This window comes from Streptomyces sp. NPDC002793 (genome assembly GCF_040295485.1).
GTDB lineage: Bacteria > Actinomycetota > Actinomycetes > Streptomycetales > Streptomycetaceae > Streptomyces.
On sequence record NZ_JBEOVL010000034.1, the window covers coordinates 21186 to 41619 of the forward strand.

Consider the following 20434-nt stretch of genomic DNA (forward strand, 5'->3'; position numbering starts at 1 on the left):
GCTGCGGACCTATCACTTCAAGAAGTCCGGTACATCCAGCTCTTCGGCCTGGCTGTCCTGGTAGGGCCGGGCCGTCGGGACGTGCGGCGGGGAAACCGGCGGCAGCGAGCTCTCGTTCGCCACCGGCGCCGACTCGGCCGGCTTCTGGGGCTCCTCGCGCGGGGGCACGGAGCCCAGTCCGCCGCTCTGACGCGTCGGCTCGGCGGCACGGGCCGGCGGGGCCGACTCCTCGCGCTTACCGGCGCTCGACCCGAGGACGTTCTCCCTGCGGGCCGGCGGCTGACCGCCGTCGAAGCCCGCGGCGATGACGGTGACCCGCACCTCGTCGCCCAGCGCGTCGTCGATGACCGCGCCGAAGATGATGTTCGCCTCCGGGTGGGCCGCCTCACTCACCAGCTGGGCGGCCTCGTTGATCTCGAAGAGACCGAGATCGCTGCCGCCGGAGATGGAGAGCAGGACACCACGGGCGCCGTCGATGGACGCCTCCAGGAGCGGCGAGGAGATCGCCATCTCCGCGGCGGCCACCGCGCGGTCGTCGCCGCGGGCGGAGCCGATGCCCATGAGTGCCGATCCGGCCTCGGACATGACCGACTTGACGTCGGCGAAGTCGAGGTTGATCAGCCCCGGGGTCGTGATGAGGTCGGTGATGCCCTGGACACCCGAGAGCAGCACCTGGTCGGCCGACTTGAACGCGTCGAGCACGCTCACCTGGCGGTCCGAGATGGACAGCAGTCGGTCGTTGGGGATGACGATGAGGGTGTCGACCTCTTCGCGGAGCTCGGCGATGCCGTCCTCCGCCTGGTTGGCGCGTCGCCGGCCCTCGAAGGTGAACGGGCGGGTGACCACACCGATCGTCAGGGCGCCCAGCGAGCGTGCGATGTTGGCGACGACGGGTGCGCCGCCTGTGCCGGTGCCACCGCCTTCTCCTGCGGTGACGAAGACCATGTCGGCCCCCTTGAGGACCTCCTCGATCTCCTCACGGTGGTCCTCTGCCGCCTTACGACCGACGGCCGGGTTCGCCCCGGCGCCGAGGCCACGGGTGAGTTCACGGCCGACGTCGAGCTTGACGTCGGCGTCGCTCATCAACAGTGCCTGCGCATCGGTGTTGATCGCGATGAACTCGACGCCCTTGAGGCCGACCTCGATCATTCGGTTGATGGCATTGACACCACCGCCGCCGACACCGATGACCTTGATGACTGCGAGGTAGTTCTGCGGTGCTGCCACGTCGAAGGCCTCTCGCCTCGAGTTACGTGTCGTCGCTTCGCGGTAGTCCCGCCGCGACGACGGATGCCGATTGGGTCGGTCCGGACGCCGACCCAAACCCTAACGTTGAAGTTTAGGGTTACCAGTGTGTCTGCTTCTTGGACTCTTCCGAACAGGACACTAAGTCGACAAGTGGCGCACGTTCAACGAACACGCCGAACCTCCCGTTTTTCTTTTCACCCTATGTGATCACCCGTAGCGCTGACCAACCAGGGGGCTGGCCAGGTCAAACGTGCGTCAACTCTTCGATGCGGCAGGGGCGGTGGGAGCACTCACGTCGAAGTGCCCCGCTTTGGGGGAGGCTTTCATGAGAGCGGTGAGCACCCGCGCCTTGACGGGCCCTTCCTCACTGCTTCCCCACATCACGGTTCGTCCACGGGTCAGTTCGAGGACGGCGGAGTCGTACGAGGTGACCCGCACGGTCTCGGCCTCCGCGGCGATGTCCGCCGGGAGGTCTCCCGCGACGCGCACCGCTTCCCGCAGCAGACGGTCGGCGCCGAAGCGGCGCAGGCTCGCCGACCGATCGGGCGCCAATTCCAGGAGCGGAACATGCGGGGGCGCTTTGTCCACCGTCGCGAAGCGGACTCCCTTTGCGTCCACTTCGATGAATTTTCCGCCCTTTTCCACCAACAGGACCGGCTTTCGTTCGGTCACATCCAGGCTGACACCGTGCGGCCATGACCGTACGACATCCACGGAGTCGATGCGCGGCATCGCGCGGCGCAGGCGGTCCGCGATCTCGCCCGTGTCGACGGAAATCAGCGGGGAGCCGATCGGGGCGGCCGCCGCGGCCTCCACCTCGCTCCGGGTCAGGACGTCGGTGCCGGCGACCGTCACCCGCTCCAGCCTCAGCCAGGACGAGCCGTAGAGCACCCAGGCGGCCGCCGAGGCAGCCAGGACCAGGCCGACGGCGGCCAGGATCAGCCGTGTGCGTCCGGTCAGCCGTCGTCGCCCCTCGGGGCCGATGTGCGGGGGGCGGGCCGGGGTGTCGGCCCGCTCGGCCTCACCGCGCTGGGCGGTCGTCGGTCCGGCCACGCTCGCTCCTTCGCCGGACCCGGGACACACGCCCCGGGTCCGCCCCGCCTCACGCCTGGCGGCGTGAGGCAATCGCCTCGTACACCATGCCGACGAGCAGGTCGTCGGCGTCCCGTCGCCCGAACTCCGCGGCGGCTCGGGACATCTCGTACAGCCGGTGCGGGTCCGAGAGCACCGGCAGGACGTTGCCCTGCACCCATTCCGGGGTGAGCGCCGCGTCGTCCACCAGCAGGCCGCCGCCGGCGTTGACCACCGGCTGGGCGTTGAGCCGCTGTTCGCCGTTGCCGATCGGCAACGGGACGTAGGCGGCGGGGAGCCCGACGGCGGTCAGTTCGGCGACGGTCATCGCGCCCGCGCGGCAGAGCATCATGTCGGCCGCGGCGTACGCGAGGTCCATCCGGTCCACGTACGGTACCGGGATGTAGGGCGGCATCCCGGGCATGTTGTCGATACGCGGCAATTCGTTCTTCGGGCCGACCACGTGCAGGATCTGGATCCCGGACCGCTGGAGCAGCGGCGCGATCCGCGTGACCACCTCGTTGAGGTGGCGGGCGCCCTGCGAGCCGCCGGAGACGAGCAGCGTCGGCAGGTTGGGGTCGAGGCCGAAGGCGGCACGCGCCTCCGGGCGGACACGCGCCCGGTCGAGGGTGGCGATGGTGCGGCGCAGCGGGATGCCGATGTAACGGGCCCCCCGCAGCTTGCTGTCCGGGGTGGAGACGGCGACCCCGTGGGCGTACCGCGAACCGATCTTGTTGGCCAGGCCCGGCCTCGCGTTGGCCTCATGGACGACGATCGGGACCCCGGCGCGTTTGGCCGCCAGGTAGCCCGGCAGGGCCACGTAGCCGCCGAAGCCGACCACGCAGTCGGCCTTGGTGCGCTCCAGGATCTGCTCGGCGGCCTTGATGGTGCCGCGCAACCGCCCCGGGACGGTGATCAGCTCGGGTGTGGGCTTGCGCGGCAGCGGTACGGCGGGGATCAGTGCCAGCTCGTACCCCCGCTCGGGTACGAGCCTGGTCTCCAGTCCGCGCTCCGTGCCGAGGGCAGTGATGCCCACGGCCGGGTCCTGCCTCCGCAGGGCGTCTGCGAGGGCAAGCGCGGGCTCGATGTGCCCGGCGGTCCCCCCGCCGGCGAGTACGACATGCACCGAAATTCACCGCTCTCCGGACGGACGCTTCTTGACGCGCCGTCTCATCGTCTTCCATCTGACCCCGGGCCTCCGCATGGCCAGGGCCGCTCTCGCCGCAGGGTCCTCTCGCGCGAAGGCGATCATGAGCCCGACAGCGAACATGGTCGGCAGCAGGGCCGAGCCCCCGTAGGAGAACAGCGGAAGCGGGACACCGGCGATCGGCAACAGGCCGAGCACCGCACCGATGTTGATCACGGCCTGCGCCGTGATCCAGGTGGTCACACCTCCCGCTGCGTACCTCACGAAGGGGTCCTCCGTGCGTCCGGCCACGCGGATACCCGCATAGCCTAGAGCCGCGAAGAGGGCCAGCACCGACAGCGTCCCCGCCAGCCCCAGTTCCTCCCCCGTGATGGCGAAGATGAAGTCCGTGTGGGGTTCCGGAAGTTGACCCCATTTTTCCACACTCGCGCCGAGTCCGGAACCGAACCATCCGCCGGACGCCAGCGCGTAGATTCCGTGCACGGCCTGCCAGCAGGAGTCGCCGGGCCCGGGCTCGGAAGCGCCGATGCAGCCGAGCCGGGACATCCGGTTGGGGCTGGTCTTGATGAGGAGGAATCCGATGAGACCGGCGACGGCGAGCACCCCGGCGAACAGCCTCGTCGGGGCACCGGCCAGCCAGAGCAGGCCGAAGAGGATCGCGGTGAGAATGATCGCAGTGCCCATGTCGCCGCCGAGCATGATCAGCCCGAGCAGCATGAAGGCGACCGGCACGAGCGGGACGAGCATGTGCTTCCACTGGGCGAGCAGCCGCTTGTCCTGTTTGCGGGCGAGCAGGTCCGCCCCCCAGAGGACGAGTGCGAGCTTGCCGAACTCACTGGGCTGCAACTGGAAGGGACCGCCGAGGTAGATCCAGTTCTGGTTGCCGTTGACCGACATCCCTATCCCCGGCACCTGGACCAGGATCATCAGGAAAACCGTTCCCGCGAGCAGCGGGTAGGCCAGCGCCCGGTGGAGTTTGACGGGCATCCTGGAGGCCAGCAGCATCAGCCCGGCCCCGATCACGGCGGCGAGGAACTGCTTACGGAAGAAGTAGGTGCTGGGCCGTGCCAGTTCCAGCGCCTTGATCATCGAGGCGGAGTAGACCATGACGAGCCCGAGCACGGTGATCAGCAGACCCGCGCCGAGGATGAGGTAGTAGGCGGTCAGCGGGCGGTCCCAGGCCCGTCGCGCCCGCTCGTACGTCCGTCGCACCCCGCCGCCCCGACGCGGCCGGGGAGGTGTCCCCGACGAGCGGGCCCCGCCACGCGGTGCGGGGGGCCGCCGGGGGCCGGTGGCGGGCCGGCTCCGCAGGGCGAGCCGCGCGTGGGGCCCCGGTCCGGCGGGCAGCGGACCGGCGTGCAGGGGCGGGGTGAGCGCCCGGCGGACAGCGGCTGTCGCCCGTGAACGGGCGGTTCCGCGCACGGCGGCGCTCTCGTCGGCCGGCATTGTCGCTGTCCCCTCCACTGCTCGTGCCCGGGGCCCCCGGGTCCGGGCCCATGGCCCAGGGTGCTCCGGTCCTCCGGTCCTCCGGGACAGTACGACGCGGAGACCGCGCCCGTCAGGCGCTCTCGTCGGCGAGTCGGCGGACCGCGTCGGCGAACGCCTCGCCCCGCTTGTTGTAGTTGACGAACATGTCCATCGAGGCGCAGGCCGGTGCGAGCAGGACGGTGTCGCCCGGCCCGGCCAGCCGTGCCGCTTCGCGGACCGCCGCGGACATCGCCCCAGTGTCGGTCCGGTCGAGGTCGACCACCGGTACCTCGGGGGCGTGTCGCGCCAGGGCTTCGCGGATCAGCGCCCGGTCGGCGCCCATCAGGACCACGCCCCTCAGACGCTTCGCGGCGCCGCCGACCAACTCGTCGAAGGTGGCGCCCTTGGCGAGTCCGCCGGCGATCCAGACGATCGGTTCGTAGGCGGCGAGGGAGGCCTCGGCCGCGTGGGTGTTGGTGGCCTTGGAGTCGTCGATGTACGTGACACCGTCGACATCGGCCACGTGTTCGATGCGGTGGGCGTCGGGGCGGAAGGCCCGGAGCCCGTCCCGTACGGCCGCGGGCTGTACGCCGAAGGCGCGGGCCAGCGCCGCCGCGGCGAGGGCGTTGGCGATGTTGTGGGGGGCCGGCGGATTGATGTCGCCGACCTCGGCGAGCTCCTGCGCCTGCTTCTGGCGGTTGGCGACGAAGGCCCGGTCGACGAGGATGCCGTCGACCACGCCGAGCTGCGAGGGGCCCGGCGTACCGAGGGTGAAGCCGATGGCCCGGCAGCCCTCCTCGACGTCGGCCTCGCGCACGAGGTCCTCCGTCGCCGGGTCCTGGGCGTTGTAGACGCAGGCGACGCTGTTGCCCTCGTAGACACGGCCCTTGTCGGCGGCGTAACCGGCCATGGAGCCGTGCCAGTCGAGGTGGTCCGGGGCCAGGTTGAGCACGGCCGCGGAGTGGGCGCGCAGCGAGGGCGCCCAGTGCAGCTGATAGCTGGAGAGCTCGACCGCGAGTACGTCGTACGTCTCGTCGCCGAGCACCGCGTCCAGCAGGGACACCCCGATGTTGCCCACGGCGGCCGTGCGCAGGCCGGCCGCTTCGAGGATCGAGGCGAGCATCCGCACGGTCGTGGTCTTGCCGTTGGTGCCGGTGACCGCGAGCCAGGGTGCGGCGTCGGGGCCCCGCAGCCGCCAGGCGAGTTCGACGTCGCCCCAGACGGGGACGTCCGCCTCGGCGGCCGCGAGGAAGAGGGGCTTGTCCGGCTTCCAGCCGGGGGCCGTGACGATCAGCTCCGTGGACTCGGGCAGGGTCGCGCCGTCGCCGAGGCGCACGGTGACACCGAGCGCCTCCAGTTCGGCGGCCTGGGCGCGGGAGCGCTCGTCGTCGCCGTCGTTGACGACGGTGACGAGGGCCCCCCGCTCGTGCAGGGCGCGGGCGGCGGGGATTCCGCTCACCCCGAGCCCGGCGACCGTGACGTGCTTGCCCCGCCAGTCCACGTTGCTCACTTCTTGGCTGCCCATCCCGCGTAGAAGAGGCCGAGTCCGACGATCACGCACATGCCCTGGATGATCCAGAAGCGGACCACGACAAGGACTTCGGACCACCCCTTGAGTTCGAAGTGGTGCTGGAGCGGTGCCATCCGGAAGACCCGCTTGCCGGTCATCTTGAAGGAACCGACCTGGATGACCACGGACATGGTGATCATCACGAAGAGACCGCCGAGGATCGCCATCAGGAACTCCGTGCGGGAGCAGATGGCCAGACCCGCGAGAGCGCCGCCGAGGGCGAGGGAACCGGTGTCACCCATGAAGATCTTCGCGGGCGAGGTGTTCCACCACAGGAAGCCGAAGCAGGAGCCCATCAGCGCCGAGGCGACGACCGCGAGGTCGAGTGGGTCGCGTACCTCGAAGCACGCCTGTGGGTTGGTGAGGGTGATCGCGTTGGCGCAGGACTCCTGGAACTGCCACAGCCCGATGAAGGTGTACGCACCGAAGACCATCACCGACGCGCCGGTGGCCAGGCCGTCCAGACCGTCCGTCAGGTTCACGCCGTTGGACATGGCGAGGATCATGAACAGCGCCCAGACGCAGAACAGCACCGGGCCGATCGACCAGCCGAAGTCCTCGACGAACGACAGCCTGGTGGAGGCCGGGGTGTTGCCGCGGGCGTCCGCGAACTGGAGCGAGAGCACCGCGAAGGCGATGCCGACGATCAGCTGTCCGGCCATCTTGGCCTTGGCACGCAGACCCAGCGAACGCTGCTTCACGATCTTGATGTAGTCGTCGAGGAAGCCGACGAGGCCCATCCCGGCCATGAGGAACAGGACGAGGACGCCCGAGAAGCGCATCGGCTCGCCGGTGATCACCTTGGCCAGGACGTACGCGATGACCGTCGCCAGGATGAAGGCGATCCCACCCATGGTGGGGGTGCCCTTCTTGCTCCCGTGGGTACGCGGACCGTCGTCCCGGATGAACTGCCCGTAGCCCTTGCGGGCCAGAAGTTTGATCAGCAGCGGAGTGCCGACCAGAGTCAGGAAGAGCCCTATGGCCCCTGCGAAGAGGATCTGCCTCATCGGACGGCGACCTCGCCCTCGGTCGTCTCCAGCAGTGCCAGGGCGACCCTCTCCAGGCCGACCGACCGGGACGCCTTCACCAGCACGACGTCTCCCGGGCGCAGTTCACTGCGCAACAGGTCGACGGCCGCCTGTGCGTCGGACACGTGCACCGACTCCTCACCCCACGAACCCTCGTTATATGCGCCCAGTTGCAGCCAGGAGGCTTCTCTTCCTCCGACAGCGACGAGCTTGCTGACGTTGAGTCGGACGGCGAGCCGTCCGACGGCGTCGTGCTCGGCGAGCGACGCGTCACCGAGCTCGGCCATCTGACCGAGCACCGCCCACGTGCGTCCCCCGTCTGCCCGTCGGGCCTTGCCCATGGCGGCCAGCGCACGGAGTGCGGCCTTCATGGATTCGGGGTTCGCGTTGTAGGCGTCATTGACGACCGTCACACCGTCCGGACGCTCGGTGACCTCCATGCGCCAGCGGGAGAGGGTGCCCGCCCCGGAGAGCGCCTCGGCGATCTCGGTGACGGACATGCCCAACTCATGGGCGACGGCGGCCGCGGCGAGCGCGTTCGACACGTGGTGCTCACCGTACAGGCGCAAGGTCACGTCGCTGCACCCGGTGGGTGTGTGGAGCGCGAAAGCGGGGCGGCCGTCGGCCGTGAGCCGCACGTTCTCTCCCCGTACGTCCGCATCCGGGGCCTCTCCGAAGAGGAGTACCCGGGCTTTTGTGCGGGACGCCATCGCCCGCACGAGCGGGTCGTCGGCGTTGAGGACCGCTACGCCGTCCTCCGGGAGGACCTCGACGAGCTCGCCCTTGGCCTGGGCGATCGCCTCGCGGCTGCCGAACTCCCCGATGTGGGCGCTGCCCACGTTGAGGACCAGGCCGATCCGTGGCGGCGTCAGGTCGGCGAGGTAGTGGATGTGGCCGATGCCCCGCGCGCCCATCTCCAGCACCAGATGGCGGGTTTCCGCCGTGGCGCGCAGCGCGGTGAGCGGCAGGCCGATCTCGTTGTTGAGGGAGCCGGGTGTCCAGACCGTGGGCGCCTTGCGCTCCAGGAGCTGGGCGATCAGGTCCTTCGTGGACGTCTTGCCAGCCGAACCGGTCAGCGCGACGACGGTGGTGCCGAGGCGTTCGACGACGGCGCGGGCGAGGGCCCCGAGCGCGCCCACGACGTCGTCGACGACGATCGCCGGCACACCTACGGGGCGGGCGGCGAGTACGGCCACCGCACCCGCCTCCACGGCACGCTGTGCGTAGTCGTGGCCGTCGACCCGGTCGCCGACGAACGCGGCGAACAGGGAGCCCTGGCACACGTCCCGGGAGTCCTTGACGACGGGGCCGGTGACGACGACGGACGGGTCCGGCATGTCGTGCGGCTGCCCGCCGACGATTCCGGCGATCTCGGCGAGGGAAAGGGCGATCACTTGGTCATCCCTGACTGTTGTTCTCATGGGTGTGTACGCGGTCCACGGGGGCGTGCGCGGCGCCCGTGCGTCCCAGGGAGCGCTCGATGGCCTCGCGCAGGACCTTCCGGTCGTCGAAGGGCCGTACCACTCCGTGGATGTCCTGGCCCTGCTCATGTCCCTTTCCGGCCACCAGCACGGTGTCGCCGGGCTCGGCCCGGGCGACGGCGGCGGCGATGGCCGCGGCACGGTCGGCGTCGACGAGGACGTCTCCGCGCTCGTGGACGGGCACCTCGGCCGCACCGGAGAGCATCGCGGCGAGGATCGCGAGGGGGTCCTCGGAGCGGGGGTTGTCGGACGTCAGCACGGCGGTGTCGGCGAGCCGTGCCGCGGCGGCGCCCATCGGGCCCCGCTTCGTCGTGTCGCGGTCCCCGCCGCAGCCGAGCACCATGTGCACCCGGCCCTCGGTGACCTTCTGCAGCGAACGCAGGACGGACTCGACGGCGTCGGTCTTGTGCGCGTAGTCGACGACCGCGAGGTAGGGCTGTCCGGCGTCGACGCGTTCCAGCCGGCCGGGAACACCCGGGACCACGGCGATGCCGTCGGCGGCGGTCTGCGGGTCGACGCCCGCGACGGCCAGGGTGACGATCGCGGCGAGGGTGTTGGCGACGTTGAACGGGCCGGGCAGCGGCGCCCTGGCGGTGATGCGCTCGCCCTTGGGGCCGGTGGCGGTGAAGCTGCTGTCCTGGGGGCCGACCCGGACGTCCTCGGCCCGCCAGTCGGCGTCCGGGTGCCCCTCCGCGGAGAACGTCACGACCGGAACGGAAGCCTCCGTCACCAGCCTGCGGCCGTACTCGTCGTCGAAGTTGACGACACCGATCCTGCTCCGCTGCGGGGTGAACAGCTGCGCCTTGGCCTGGAAGTAGTCCTCCATCCCGGAGTGGAACTCCATGTGTTCCGGGCTGAGGTTGTTGAACACGGCGACGTCGAAGACGCAGCCGTCGACCCGGCCGAGCACCAGCGCGTGGCTGGAGACCTCCATGGCGACCGCCTCGACACCGCGTTCGCGCATGACGGCGAACAGGGCCTGGAGATCGGTGGCTTCGGGGGTGGTGCGCTCCGATTTGATGCGCTCGTCGCCGATCCGCATCTCGACGGTGCCGATCAGTCCGGTGCTGCGCCCCGCACCGCGCAGCCCCCCCTCGACGAGGTAAGCCGTGGTGGTCTTGCCGGACGTTCCGGTGATGCCGATCTGGAGGAGCCCGACGCCGGGCCGTCCGTAGATCTCGGCCGCGAGGTCGCCCATCCGGCCACGTGGGTCCTCGGTGACGAGGACCGGGAGGCCGGTGGCGGCGGCACGCTCGGCACCCGCCGGGTCGGTGAGGATCGCGGCCGCTCCGAGGCCCGCGGCCTGGGCGGAGAAGTCGGCGCCGTGGAAGCGGGCACCGGGCAGGGCCGCGTACACGTCCCCGGGGCGCACGGCCCGGGAGTCGTGGGTGATGCCGGTGACCTCACCGGCATCCTGCGGTCCGGCACCGAGCCGGGCTGCCAGCTCTCCGAGGGAGGTCGGCCTGAGCCGCTCCGGTCGGGGCGCTCCCGGGTAGTTCACAGGCGCGTCCTTCTGAGTGGTTTGGAACTGATCAGCGTGGGGCACGGCGGTGAGCGTACCGGGCGGACCGGGCCTCTCGCGAAGTGAGGGGCCGGGGTCGCGGTACTTCTCGTTCCGGTTCCCGGGATCAGGCGTGATGGTCGTCACTGAGGGATCTCCCGAGTTACTCGCCGGGCTTGAAGGACACGGGCAGCCTGGCGGGATCGCTGCCGGACGGAGGCGTCTGGAGGGTCTTCAGCGCGAACTCCATGACCTTCTTGTAGATCGGGCCGCAGATCTGTCCGCCGAAGTAGCTGCCCTCGGTGGGGTTCTGGATGGCGCAGTAGACGGTGATCTGCGGGTCGTCGGCGGGTGCGAAGCCCGCGAAGGACGCGGTGTAGCCCTTGTAGACGCCGCGTACCGGATCGACGCGGTTGGCCGTGCCGGTCTTGCCGGCGACCCGGTAGCCCGGGATGTGGGCCTTGGTCCCGGTGCCCTCCTCGTCGTCCACCACGGACTCCAGCATCTTCGCCAGGGTCCTGGCGGTCTTCTCGCTGACCACCCGGGTGCGCTCGGGTGCCTCGGACGCCGTGTAGGTGCCGTCCGCGTCCTTGGTGCCGCGGACCAGGGTCGGCTCGATCCGGACCCCGCCGTTGGCGATGGTCTGGTAGACCGACGCGGCCTGCATGGCGTTGAGCGAGAGTCCCTGGCCGAACGGGATCGTGTACTGCTGCGAGGTCGACCAGTCCTGGGGCTTGGCGATGATCCCGGGCGACTCGCCCGGGTAACCGAGCCCGGTGGTGGTGCCGATGCCGAATTTACGCAGGTAGGAGTACAGGACCTTGTTGGCTTCGGCCTGGGTCTTCCCGAGCTGGCCGGTGGCCAGGATGGTGCCGATGTTGCTCGATTTGGCGAGTACGCCGTTGAGCGTGAGGTACCAGGTGGGGTGGTCGATGTCGTCCCTGAAGAGACGGTCGCCCCGGTGCAGCCGGTTGGGGACGGTGACGTGCGTGCCGGGCGTGGCCACTCCCTCCTCCAGCACCGCGGCCATGGACATGACCTTGCTGGTGGAGCCGGGTTCGTACACGTCCTGGAGGGCCGCGTTGCCGAGGGCGGCCGAGTTGCTCCGCGCGAGGTCGTTCGGGTCGTAGCCGGGGGCGTTGGCCATGGCCAGCACCTCGCCGGTCCTCGTGTTCTGGACGACCACGTAGCCGCGGTCGGCCTTCGACTTCTCGACCTGGTCGGCGATGGCGCGCTGCGCCGCCCACTGGATGTCCCGGTCGATCGTCAGCTCGACGTCGGTACCGGCGACGGCCGGGACCTCAGTGGATCCGGCGGTCGGTACGGGACGGCCGCCCGCCTGGGCGTAACGGATCTTGCCGTCCTCGCCCTGGAGCTGCTTGTTCAGCTGTGATTCCAGGCCACCGCCCCCCTTGCCCTCGGCGTTGACGAACCCCAGTATCCCGGCGGCGAGGTCCCCGTTGGGATAGACGCGCCTGGTGGTCGACTCCTGGAGGACACCGGCCAGCACGTTGGCTCCGGGGCCGCCCTTCGCCATGTCCTCGGCGGCCTTCTCCGCGAAGACCGATTTGAGGTCCTTGATCTGCTTCCAGACCTGCGGGGTCTGCCGCCGTGCCAGCACCTCGTAGCGGGTCTTGGCGGCGAGCTTCTTCGCCAGCTCCGCCTCGTCCTTGCCGAGGATCGGGGCCAGCAGGGCCGCCGCCTGCTGCGGGGCGTCCGGGGCCTTGCTCTCCTTCGGCGTGAACAGTTTCGGGTCGGCCGTGATGTCGTGCGCGTCGACGCTGGTGGCCAGGGCGATGCCGCCGCGGTCGGTGATCTCACCGCGTTCGGCGGCGATCGTGTACTCCAGGTAGCGGTTCGCCTCCGCCTTGGCGGCGTACGTGTCGGCGTCGACGGCCTGGACCTGGAGGAGCCGGACGACGAACGCCAGCATGACGAGGGTCAGACAGAGGCTGATCAGCCTCAGCCGGGGACGGGGACTGCCCAGGCGGATGGACTGCGGGGAGCCGCCGCGCCGCTTCTTGGCCGCCGGGCGCCGGGGACGCCGGCCCTCAGGCCGGGCGGCGGGCCTGGGGCGCCCTGATCCGCCCGCGTTACGGGAGCGCGCGGGGCCGGGTACACGGCGGCGCGGCGGTTCCTTGGACGGCACTGCGTCACCTGCCGGAGCTCGTCGGGGGCTGTGTGGTCGGAAGCGGTGTGGCCGGGCCCGGCGTCGCGAGGGAGACGGAGGGGGACGGAGTCGCGGAGTCGGACGGGCCCGCCGGCCCGGCGGCGCTCGCCTCTGGTTCGGGGGCCTCGGCCGGGGAGGGCTGCGCGGTCGCCCGCTGGGGAACCCCGCGCACCGTGCCGTCCGGGTCCAGGAAGGCGGGGCTGCCTCCCGGCACCATGCCGAGCTCGCGGGCCCGGCGCTCCAGGGCGTCGGGTTCGGAGTAGCTGTCGACGTCCCGCTGGAGGGCCTGCTGTTCGTCGGTGAGCTCGGTGGTCTCCCGCTCCAGCTTGCTGAGCCTGAACGATCCTTCGTTGAGTGCCGAGTTCAGCAGCAGGAGCGAGATCAGGCCACCCGCGAGCAGCAGCACGACCAGCAGGACGAAGGGGGTGCGGGCTGCGGTGGTCGGGCTCGACGGCATCAGCCGGGCGAGCCGGCCGACCCGCCCCTTCGCCTGCTCGGCCGTTCCGGTCACCGCGGTGCCACCGTCCCGCTGTGCGTCCGGACGGTCCGGCGGGAGGCGCTCATCGTTCCTCCTCGCGGATCCGCTGGGCGCCGCGCAGCCTCGCGGGAGCGGCGCGCCGGTTCTCGGCGACCTCCTCCTCGGTGGGCAGTTCGGCGCCGCGGGTCAGCAGCTTCAGCCGGGGCTGGTAGCGCTCGGGTACGACAGGCAGACCGGGTGGCGCCGTGTTGGCCGCGCCTGCCGCGAAGACCTGCTTGACCAGGCGGTCCTCGAGCGAGTGATAGGAGAGGACGGCGATCCGGCCACCGACGGCGAGGCTCCGCACCGCTGCGGGTACGGCCCGCTCCAGGACGGTGAGTTCACCGTTGACCTCGATGCGCAGGGCCTGGAAGGTGCGCTTGGCCGGGTTCCCGCCGGTGCGCTTGGCGGCCTGCGGCAGGGAGTCGCGGATCAGCTCGACGAGACGGGCGCTGTTGGTGAACGGCTCCTTCGCGCGTTCACGTACGACGGCCGAGACGATGCGCTTGGCCTGCTTCTCCTCGCCGTACGCGCGCAGGATCCGTACGAGTTCGCCCGGCGGGTAGGTGTTGAGCACCTCGGCCGCGCCGATGCCGGTCGTCTGGTCCATGCGCATGTCGAGCGGCGCGTCCTGGGCGTATGCGAAGCCCCGGTCGGCCTCGTCCAGTTGCATGGAGGAGACACCCAGGTCGAACAGCACGCCCTGGACCTTGGGGATCCCCAGCCGTTCGAGGACCTCGGGCAGTTCGTCGTAGACGGCGTGCACGAGGGTGGCGCGGTCGCCGTACGGGGCGAGGCGCTCGCCGGAGAGCCGCAGCGCCTCCTTGTCCCGGTCCAGGGCGACCAGCCGGGCGTCCGGGAAGGCCGCGAGCAGGGCTTCGCTGTGTCCACCGAGCCCGAGGGTGCAGTCGACGACGACCGGTGGCTGTGGTCCGGTGGCCTCCAGAGCCGGGGCCAACAGGTCCAGGCATCGCTGGAGCATCACCGGGACGTGTCGGGTCTGGCTCAAAGTGCCCTCTCAGGCTATGTCCCGTGTGGCCGCACATACGGTCTGGTCCCCGCCCGCCCGGAAGGGGAGGCCGGCCGGCGCCGGGGAAGGGGCGTCGTCCGACCGACGAGCGGGAGAGGGCCGGGCCGCATGTACGCCGCACATCACGGGGAACTCGAAACATATACAAATATGCAGAATGTGCAGGCGTGTCGGTAACTTCGCGTCACTTTAGTCCACCCTGCCATTCGATCCATTCCCGATCAACGAACCGCACAGCGCGTCGCACGGCCGCGACGGCGCGGCGACCTCACCCGGTCGGGCGCCAGGGCGTGAGGTTTGTGGGTTACCTCACAACAAGGGACGTAGATGTTCTTTGTCCCCTTCCACCGCACGCCGGGAGCGGCCACAAACGCTAACGTCGTAGCCATGTCGACTTCTGCGCAGCCTTCCGCCGAGACCGATTCCCCCGACTCCCCCGCGGCCCGTTCCGGAGGGACCGTCACCGACCGCCTGGTCGAGCTGAACGCGCGTTACGCGGAGGCGTTCAGCGACCCGGGCATGGACGCGCGGCCCGTGCTGCACGTCGCCGTGGTGGCCTGCATGGACGCCCGCCTCGACCTCCACGACGCGCTCGGCCTGGAGCTCGGCGACTGCCACACCATCCGGAACGCGGGCGGCGTGGTCACCGACGACGTCATCCGGTCACTGACCATCAGCCAGCGGGCGCTCGGCACCCGCAGCGTCATACTGATCCACCACACGAACTGCGGCCTGGAGTCGCTCACCGAGGGCTTCCGGCAGGAACTGGAACTCGAGGTCGGACAGCGCCCCGTCTGGGCGGTCGAGGCGTACTCGGACGCCGACCAGGACGTACGGCAGTCCATGCAGCGCGTGCGCACCTCGCCGTTCCTCCTGCACACGGACGACATCCGCGGCTTCGTCTTCGACGTGACGACGGGCAAGCTGCGCGAGATCCTGCCCACCCCCTGAAGCAGCCCTCCCGAAGCGCCGCCCCCGGAGCGCCGTATTCCTGGCGCCCCCTGCGAGCTCGACATACGGACCACATCCGGCATATCGCACCCACTTATCCACAGGCGAGTGACACGAAGCGGTAACGGCAACAAGAATGCGGGTGTGACATCTCTCCGGGTCCTCCGGAGAGTGTCCGTATTTCGGGGCGGGCCGGGCAGCTTTGTGCGTCGGCCCGTGCACAAGGGGCCGAGGAGGGCCGGGTGACGACCTATGACGATCGAACGAGCCTCACAGATCTGACCACCACAGCGGAGCGGGTGCGCAGGTCGGTCGAGGGTGTGATCGAGGGCAAGCCCGAGGTCGTACGGCTTTCGCTGACCGTGCTGCTCGCCGAGGGACACCTCCTGATCGAGGATGTGCCCGGGGTCGGCAAGACGATGCTGGCGAAGGCGCTGGCGCGGTCCATCGACTGTTCGGTGCGGCGCATCCAGTTCACACCGGATCTGCTGCCCTCGGACATCACCGGGGTCTCGATCTTCGATCAGCAGCGCCGGGAGTTCGAGTTCAAACCGGGCGCGATCTTCGCCCAGATCGTGATCGGCGACGAGATCAACCGCGCCTCGCCCAAGACCCAGTCGGCGCTGCTGGAGTCGATGGAGGAACGCCAGGTCACGATCGACGGCCACACCTACGAGCTGCCCGACCCGTTCATGGTCGTGGCCACCCAGAACCCGGTGGAGATGGAGGGCACCTATCCCCTCCCCGAGGCGCAGCGCGACCGCTTCATGGCCCGGGTGTCCATCGGCTACCCGAGCCCCGAGGCCGAGCTCCAGATGCTCGACGTGCACGGCGGGGCCTCACCCCTGGACGATCTGCAGCCGGTGGCCCACGCCCACGACATCGTGAAGCTGATCGACGCGGTGCGCACGGTCCACGTGGCCGAATCCGTCCGGCGGTACGCCGTGGAGCTGGTGGGCGCAACCCGTCAGCACCCGGATCTCAGACTCGGGGCCTCACCGCGCGCGACCCTGCACCTGCTGCGCGCCGCCAAGGCGTCGGCCGCGCTGGCCGGGCGGGACTACGCCCTGCCGGACGACGTCCAGGCCCTCGCGGTCCCGGTGCTCGCCCACCGGCTCCTCCCGACGGCGCAGGCGCAGCTCAACCGCCGTACGGCCGAACAGGTCGTGCTGGACATCCTGCAGCGCACGCCGGTGCCGACGTCGGGTGGCGTGGCCGCCGCGCAGCCCCTGCCCGGCGGTCCGGTGTACGGCCGGCAGCCCGGCGCACGGCGGCTGTGATGCCGGCCGGACCACCCGGTCCTGTGGCCGACAGCGATGCCAGGGGCGGCCTGCGCGCGGCGCTGAGCGGGCTGACGACGCGGGGCCGGTCCTTCCTGGCCGCCGGTGTGGCGGCGGCGGTCTGCGCCTACGTGCTCGGTCAGGACGACCTGCTCCGGGTGGGCCTGTTGCTGGCGGTTCTGCCCCTGGTCTGCGTCACCGCCCTCCACCGCACCCGTTACCGGGTGGCCGGCAGCCGGCGGCTGTCGCCGTCCAGGGTTCCGACGGGCTCGGAGGCACGGGTCCACCTCCGCCTGGACAACGAGTCCCGGCTGCCCACGGGCCTGCTCATGCTGCAGGACCGCGTCCCGTACGTCCTCGGCCCCCGGCCCCGGTTCGTGCTGGACAGGGTGGAGCCGGGCGGCGTACGGGAGGTCTCCTACCGGGTCCGTTCCGACCTGCGCGGGCGCTACCCGTTGGGGCCGCTGCAGCTGCGGCTGAGCGATCCGTTCGGGATGTGCGAGCTGACGCGCTCCTTCGGCGCCTACGACACCCTCGTCGTCATCCCCCGCACCGAACGGCTCCCGGTACTGGGGTCCGCGGGAGAGGCTTCCGGGTACGGCGACGGCAGACAGCGCTCGTCGGCACTGGCCGGCGAGGACGACATCATCCCGCGCGGCTACCGCCACGGTGACGATCTGCGCCGGGTGCACTGGCGCTCCACCGCGCGCTACGGCGAGCTGATGGTGCGGCGGGAGGAACAGCCGCAGCGGGCCAGGTGCACGGTGCTGCTGGACACCCGGCGGATCGCCTACCGGGGGGCCGGCCCGGGATCGGCCTTCGAATGGGCCGTGTCCGCCGCGGCGTCAGCTTTGACGCACATGCTGGAGCGCGGCTTCTCGGTGCGGCTGCTCACGGACGAGGGGAGCGCCGTGCCGGACGGGAACGCCGACGGATTCGCCGGCTCGACCCAGGAGTCCGCGGACTCGGCGGGGTTGATGATGGACACCCTCTCGGTCGTCGACCATTCCGACGGTGGCGGTCTCTCCCGCGCGTACGACGTGCTGCGTGGGAGCGACGAGGGGCTGCTGGTGGCGTTCTTCGGCGACCTCGACGAGGAGCAGGCGGCAGTGGCGGCCAGGATGCGGCAGCGCGGCCGCGGTGCCGTCGCGTTCGTGCTCGACGGCGAGGACTGGACGCGCGGCGGGGAGACAGCGTCTCCCACGCCGGTCTCCGACCGCCTGCGGCTGCTGCGCGAGGCGGGATGGACGGCGATGGCGGTGTCACCCGGGGCCGAGCTCTCCCGGCTGTGGCGGCAGGCGGGCCAGGGGGACTCCGACGCGCAGTCCCCCGCCGCCGGGACGACGACGGGGCACTCCGGGGGATGGTCATGAGCGGGCGTACCCGGCTGGCGCTGAGCGCCTTCGCGGCCACGATGCTGGCGGCGGGCTCCCTGCTGCCCCTGGTCGGGACGTCGGCCTGGGTCCTGCAGGCCGCGTTCCTGCTGGCCGTGCAGTGCGGTGTGGGCGTGCTCGCCCGCCGACTGCACCTGGCACGGATCCTCACGGTCTCCCTCCAGGTGTTCGTCACCCTGTTGACGCTGACCGTGGCGTTCGCCAGGGAACACGCCCTGTTCGGCGTGCTGCCCGGCCCGCAGGCGGGCCGGCGACTCGCCGAGCTGCTGACCATGGGCGCCGACGACGTCAGCAGGTATGCCACTCCCGCACCCGCGACGGACGGCATCCGGTTGATGCTGATCGGCGGAGTGCTGGTGATCGGGCTCGCCGTGGACGTCCTGGCGGTGACCTGCCGCGCCGCCGCACCGGCCGGTCTTCCGCTGCTCGCGCTCTACTCGGTAGCGGCCGGGCTATCCGACGGCGGTGCGGGCCGGCTCTGGTTCCTGCTCGCCGCCTGCGGCTATCTGCTTCTCCTGCTGGCCGAGGGCCGGGACCGGCTCTCGGCGTGGGGACGGGTCTTCGGAGGTGTGTCCCGTACGCCGGGCGGCCTTGCGGCCGGCGCGGGCGGGTCCGGGTCGGCCCGGGCTCCGGTGCGTACGGGGCGGCGCATCGGAGCGGTGGCGCTGGGCGTCGCCCTGGTCGTGCCCGCGGCGCTGCCCGCGCTGGACGGCGGGCTGCTGGGTGAGGCCGGCGGTGGGGCGGGCAAGGGGAGCGGCGGGGGCACGATCTCCGCGGTGAACCCGCTGGTCTCGCTGCAGAACAATCTCAATCAGCCGGAGGACCGGCAGGTGATGTCGTACCGCACCGACTCGCCGAGCCCCCGGGACTTCTATCTGCGCATCCTTGCCCTGGACCGGTTCGACGGCGCCGAATGGCGTCCGTCGACCCGTCGGCTGAGGGACGTCCCGGACAGACTGCCGCAGCCGGCGGGGCTGGGAGCGGACGTCGCCGTCACCGATATCCGGACGGACATCACGGCCTCACCCACCTACCGGCAGAGCTATCTGCCGCTCCCCTACCCGGCGAGCGAGGTGGACGTCCAGGGCCGCTGGCGGTACGAGCCGGAGGGGCGCACCCTCGTCGGCGACGGCGGCCAGACCACACGCGGCGTCCGGTACGAGGTCAGCAGTCTGGTGGTGGAACCGACGGGCGCACAGCTCGCCGCCGCCGCGCCGCCCCGTGCGGACCTGGCCCGTGAGTACACGCGGGTCCCCTCGTCCCTCCCCGATGTGGTCGAGGAGACCGCCGAGCGGGTGACCGCGGGCTCCGCCGGCGACTACGAGCGGGCTGTGAAGCTGCAGGAATGGTTCGCCTTCGAGGGCGGGTTCCGGTACGACACGACGGTGACCTCGGGTAGCGGCACGGCCGCGATCGAGCGGTTCCTGAAGGACAAGGAAGGCTTCTGCGTCCACTTCTCCTTCACGATGGCGGCGATGGCCAGGACCCTGGGCATTCCGGCACGGGTCGCGGTGGGCTTCATGCCCGGCACCGCCCAGGCGGACGGTTCGGTCTCGGTCGGTCTGCGGGACGCGCACGCCTGGCCCGAGCTGTACTTCGAGGGCGTGGGCTGGACCCGCTTCGAACCGACGCCCTCCCGGGGCAGCACCCCGGCGTACACCCTGCCGGACGCTCCCTCCCCGGATGCGAGTGATCCCGCGCTGCCGACGGAAGGTGCCTCCGCGGCGCCCACGGCCGCCCCCTCCGCCTCCGAGTCCTGCCCCGCCCAGATGCGCCGCCAGGGCGAGTGCGGCGCGTCCCCGGTCCCCGGTGCGATGGATTCCGCCGATCCGGGGACACCCGCCGGCACGGTGACGCTGTGGGTGGTCGGCTCCCTGGTGGTCCTCACGCTCCCGTTGGTTCCGATGCTCTGGCGGAGGCGGACCCGTGGCCGGCGGCTCGGTTCCCCGGGCGGGCGCGCGCCCACCGGTGACCTGCGGCTCGGCTCCTCGGTCAGCCGTGCCCCCGCCGGCACGGCGGCCGAGGACCTGGCCGCGTGGCAGGAGATCACCGACACGGCCTGGGATCACGGCATCCTCCCGGACGAGTCGCAGACCCCTCGGAAGGCGGCGGCACGTGTCGTCCGGCTGGGTGGTCTCGACGCACCGGCGGCCGCCGCGGTCCACCGCGTGGCGGGTGTGGTGGAGCAGGTGCTGTACGCACCCGCGCCGGGCACGGTCTCCGTGTCTGCCGACGATGTGCGGGACGTCCGGGCGGCCCTGTGGGCGTCGGCCGGACGCTGGGGCAGGCTACGGGCCACGTTCGCGCCTCGTTCCGCCGTCCGGGTGATCTGGGCGGTCTCGGAACGCCGGGCGGAGTTCGGCCGCCGCTGGTCGGACCGTATGGGACGTGGCCGCTGGGCGGCACGGCTGCGGCGCCCGTCACGGCAGCAGGGCTGACCCCGCCCGGGGCCGGCGACCGGTGGGCCCCGGGCTGAGCCGGTCGCCGAGGCCGGTGCGGGAAACGCGTGAGGGGCGGTCGCTGCGAAGCGACCGCCCCTCACGTATGAGGTACAGCGTCATGTTTCAGGTGTGTGCGGT

The 20434-nt window shown here is 71.2% G+C and carries 15 protein-coding genes; 4 read left to right on the plus strand and 11 right to left on the minus strand.

All coding sequences use genetic code 11. From position 1 onward, the window contains the following. Positions 1-12: 12 nt before the first annotated feature. The 11 genes from ftsZ to rsmH all read right to left on the minus strand — a co-directional run bounded on the left by ftsZ (position 13) and on the right by rsmH (position 14209). Positions 13-1227 carry a cell division protein FtsZ gene (gene ftsZ, locus ABT001_RS27120; protein WP_351282517.1) on the minus strand — a complete coding sequence of 405 codons (1215 nt, stop codon included), beginning with the start codon at positions 1225-1227 and terminating at the stop codon, positions 13-15. 276 nt (positions 1228-1503) lie between these two features. Beyond that, positions 1504-2301, minus strand: coding sequence for a cell division protein FtsQ/DivIB (locus tag ABT001_RS27125; protein ID WP_351282520.1), 798 nt, complete (start codon positions 2299-2301; stop codon positions 1504-1506). 49 nt (positions 2302-2350) lie between these two features. Further along, positions 2351-3445, minus strand: coding sequence for an undecaprenyldiphospho-muramoylpentapeptide beta-N-acetylglucosaminyltransferase (gene murG / locus ABT001_RS27130; RefSeq protein WP_351282522.1), 1095 nt, complete (start codon positions 3443-3445; stop codon positions 2351-2353). Positions 3446-3451: 6 nt separating this feature from the next. Then, positions 3452-4912 (minus strand): putative lipid II flippase FtsW, encoded by a 1461-nt coding sequence (ftsW, locus tag ABT001_RS27135; protein ID WP_351282524.1) that lies wholly within the window; start codon positions 4910-4912, stop codon positions 3452-3454. A gap of 112 nt (positions 4913-5024) precedes the next feature. Beyond that, positions 5025-6458, minus strand: coding sequence for a UDP-N-acetylmuramoyl-L-alanine--D-glutamate ligase (gene murD / locus ABT001_RS27140; RefSeq protein WP_351282527.1), 1434 nt, complete (start codon positions 6456-6458; stop codon positions 5025-5027). Continuing rightward, positions 6440-7510 carry a phospho-N-acetylmuramoyl-pentapeptide-transferase gene (gene mraY, locus ABT001_RS27145; RefSeq protein ID WP_351282529.1) on the minus strand — a complete coding sequence of 357 codons (1071 nt, stop codon included), beginning with the start codon at positions 7508-7510 and terminating at the stop codon, positions 6440-6442. The genes murD and mraY overlap by 19 nt, the downstream gene beginning before the upstream one ends. Further along, positions 7507-8925 (minus strand): UDP-N-acetylmuramoyl-tripeptide--D-alanyl-D-alanine ligase, encoded by a 1419-nt coding sequence (locus tag ABT001_RS27150; RefSeq protein WP_351282531.1) that lies wholly within the window; start codon positions 8923-8925, stop codon positions 7507-7509. Before ABT001_RS27150 ends, mraY begins: the two co-directional genes overlap by 4 nt. A 4-nt stretch (positions 8926-8929) precedes the next feature. Further along, on the minus strand, positions 8930-10660 hold the full coding sequence (locus ABT001_RS27155) for a UDP-N-acetylmuramoyl-L-alanyl-D-glutamate--2,6-diaminopimelate ligase (protein WP_502967531.1): 1731 nt from the start codon (positions 10658-10660) through the stop codon (positions 8930-8932). A 16-nt stretch (positions 10661-10676) separates the two neighbouring features. Then, positions 10677-12662 (minus strand): peptidoglycan D,D-transpeptidase FtsI family protein, encoded by a 1986-nt coding sequence (locus ABT001_RS27160; protein WP_351282537.1) that lies wholly within the window; start codon positions 12660-12662, stop codon positions 10677-10679. A 4-nt stretch (positions 12663-12666) separates the two neighbouring features. Then, the gene (gene ftsL, locus ABT001_RS27165) at positions 12667-13194 is read right to left on the minus strand and encodes a cell division protein FtsL (RefSeq protein WP_351282540.1); all 528 of its coding nucleotides are present in this window, start codon (positions 13192-13194) and stop codon (positions 12667-12669) included. A 49-nt stretch (positions 13195-13243) separates the two neighbouring features. Next, the gene (rsmH, locus tag ABT001_RS27170; protein WP_351282542.1) at positions 13244-14209 is read right to left on the minus strand and encodes a 16S rRNA (cytosine(1402)-N(4))-methyltransferase RsmH; all 966 of its coding nucleotides are present in this window, start codon (positions 14207-14209) and stop codon (positions 13244-13246) included. Positions 14210-14617: 408 nt separating this feature from the next. On the opposite strand from rsmH, the gene ABT001_RS27175 reads away from it, so the two are divergent. The 4 genes from ABT001_RS27175 (at position 14618) to ABT001_RS27190 (ending at position 20293) form a co-directional block, all read left to right on the plus strand. Further along, the gene (locus ABT001_RS27175; RefSeq protein WP_351282545.1) at positions 14618-15181 is read left to right on the plus strand and encodes a beta-class carbonic anhydrase; all 564 of its coding nucleotides are present in this window, start codon (positions 14618-14620) and stop codon (positions 15179-15181) included. Positions 15182-15423: 242 nt separating this feature from the next. After that, positions 15424-16461, plus strand: coding sequence for an AAA family ATPase (locus ABT001_RS27180; RefSeq protein ID WP_351282547.1), 1038 nt, complete (start codon positions 15424-15426; stop codon positions 16459-16461). Beyond that, positions 16461-17834, plus strand: coding sequence for a DUF58 domain-containing protein (locus ABT001_RS27185; protein ID WP_351282550.1), 1374 nt, complete (start codon positions 16461-16463; stop codon positions 17832-17834). Before ABT001_RS27180 ends, ABT001_RS27185 begins: the two co-directional genes overlap by 1 nt. Then, positions 17831-20293 carry a transglutaminase TgpA family protein gene (locus ABT001_RS27190; protein ID WP_351282552.1) on the plus strand — a complete coding sequence of 821 codons (2463 nt, stop codon included), beginning with the start codon at positions 17831-17833 and terminating at the stop codon, positions 20291-20293. The genes ABT001_RS27185 and ABT001_RS27190 overlap by 4 nt, the downstream gene beginning before the upstream one ends. Positions 20294-20434: the final 141 nt, after the last annotated feature.

Coding starts and splice junctions, on each gene's coding strand:
- ABT001_RS27190 (WP_351282552.1), top strand. CDS start 17,831: ATGAGCGGGCGTACCCGGCTGGCGCTGAGCGCCTTCGCGGCCACGATG.
- mraY (WP_351282529.1), bottom strand. CDS start 7,510: ATGAGGCAGATCCTCTTCGCAGGGGCCATAGGGCTCTTCCTGACTCTG.
- murD (WP_351282527.1), bottom strand. CDS start 6,458: ATGGGCAGCCAAGAAGTGAGCAACGTGGACTGGCGGGGCAAGCACGTC.
- ftsW (WP_351282524.1), bottom strand. CDS start 4,912: ATGCCGGCCGACGAGAGCGCCGCCGTGCGCGGAACCGCCCGTTCACGG.
- ABT001_RS27175 (WP_351282545.1), top strand. CDS start 14,618: ATGTCGACTTCTGCGCAGCCTTCCGCCGAGACCGATTCCCCCGACTCC.
- ABT001_RS27185 (WP_351282550.1), top strand. CDS start 16,461: ATGCCGGCCGGACCACCCGGTCCTGTGGCCGACAGCGATGCCAGGGGC.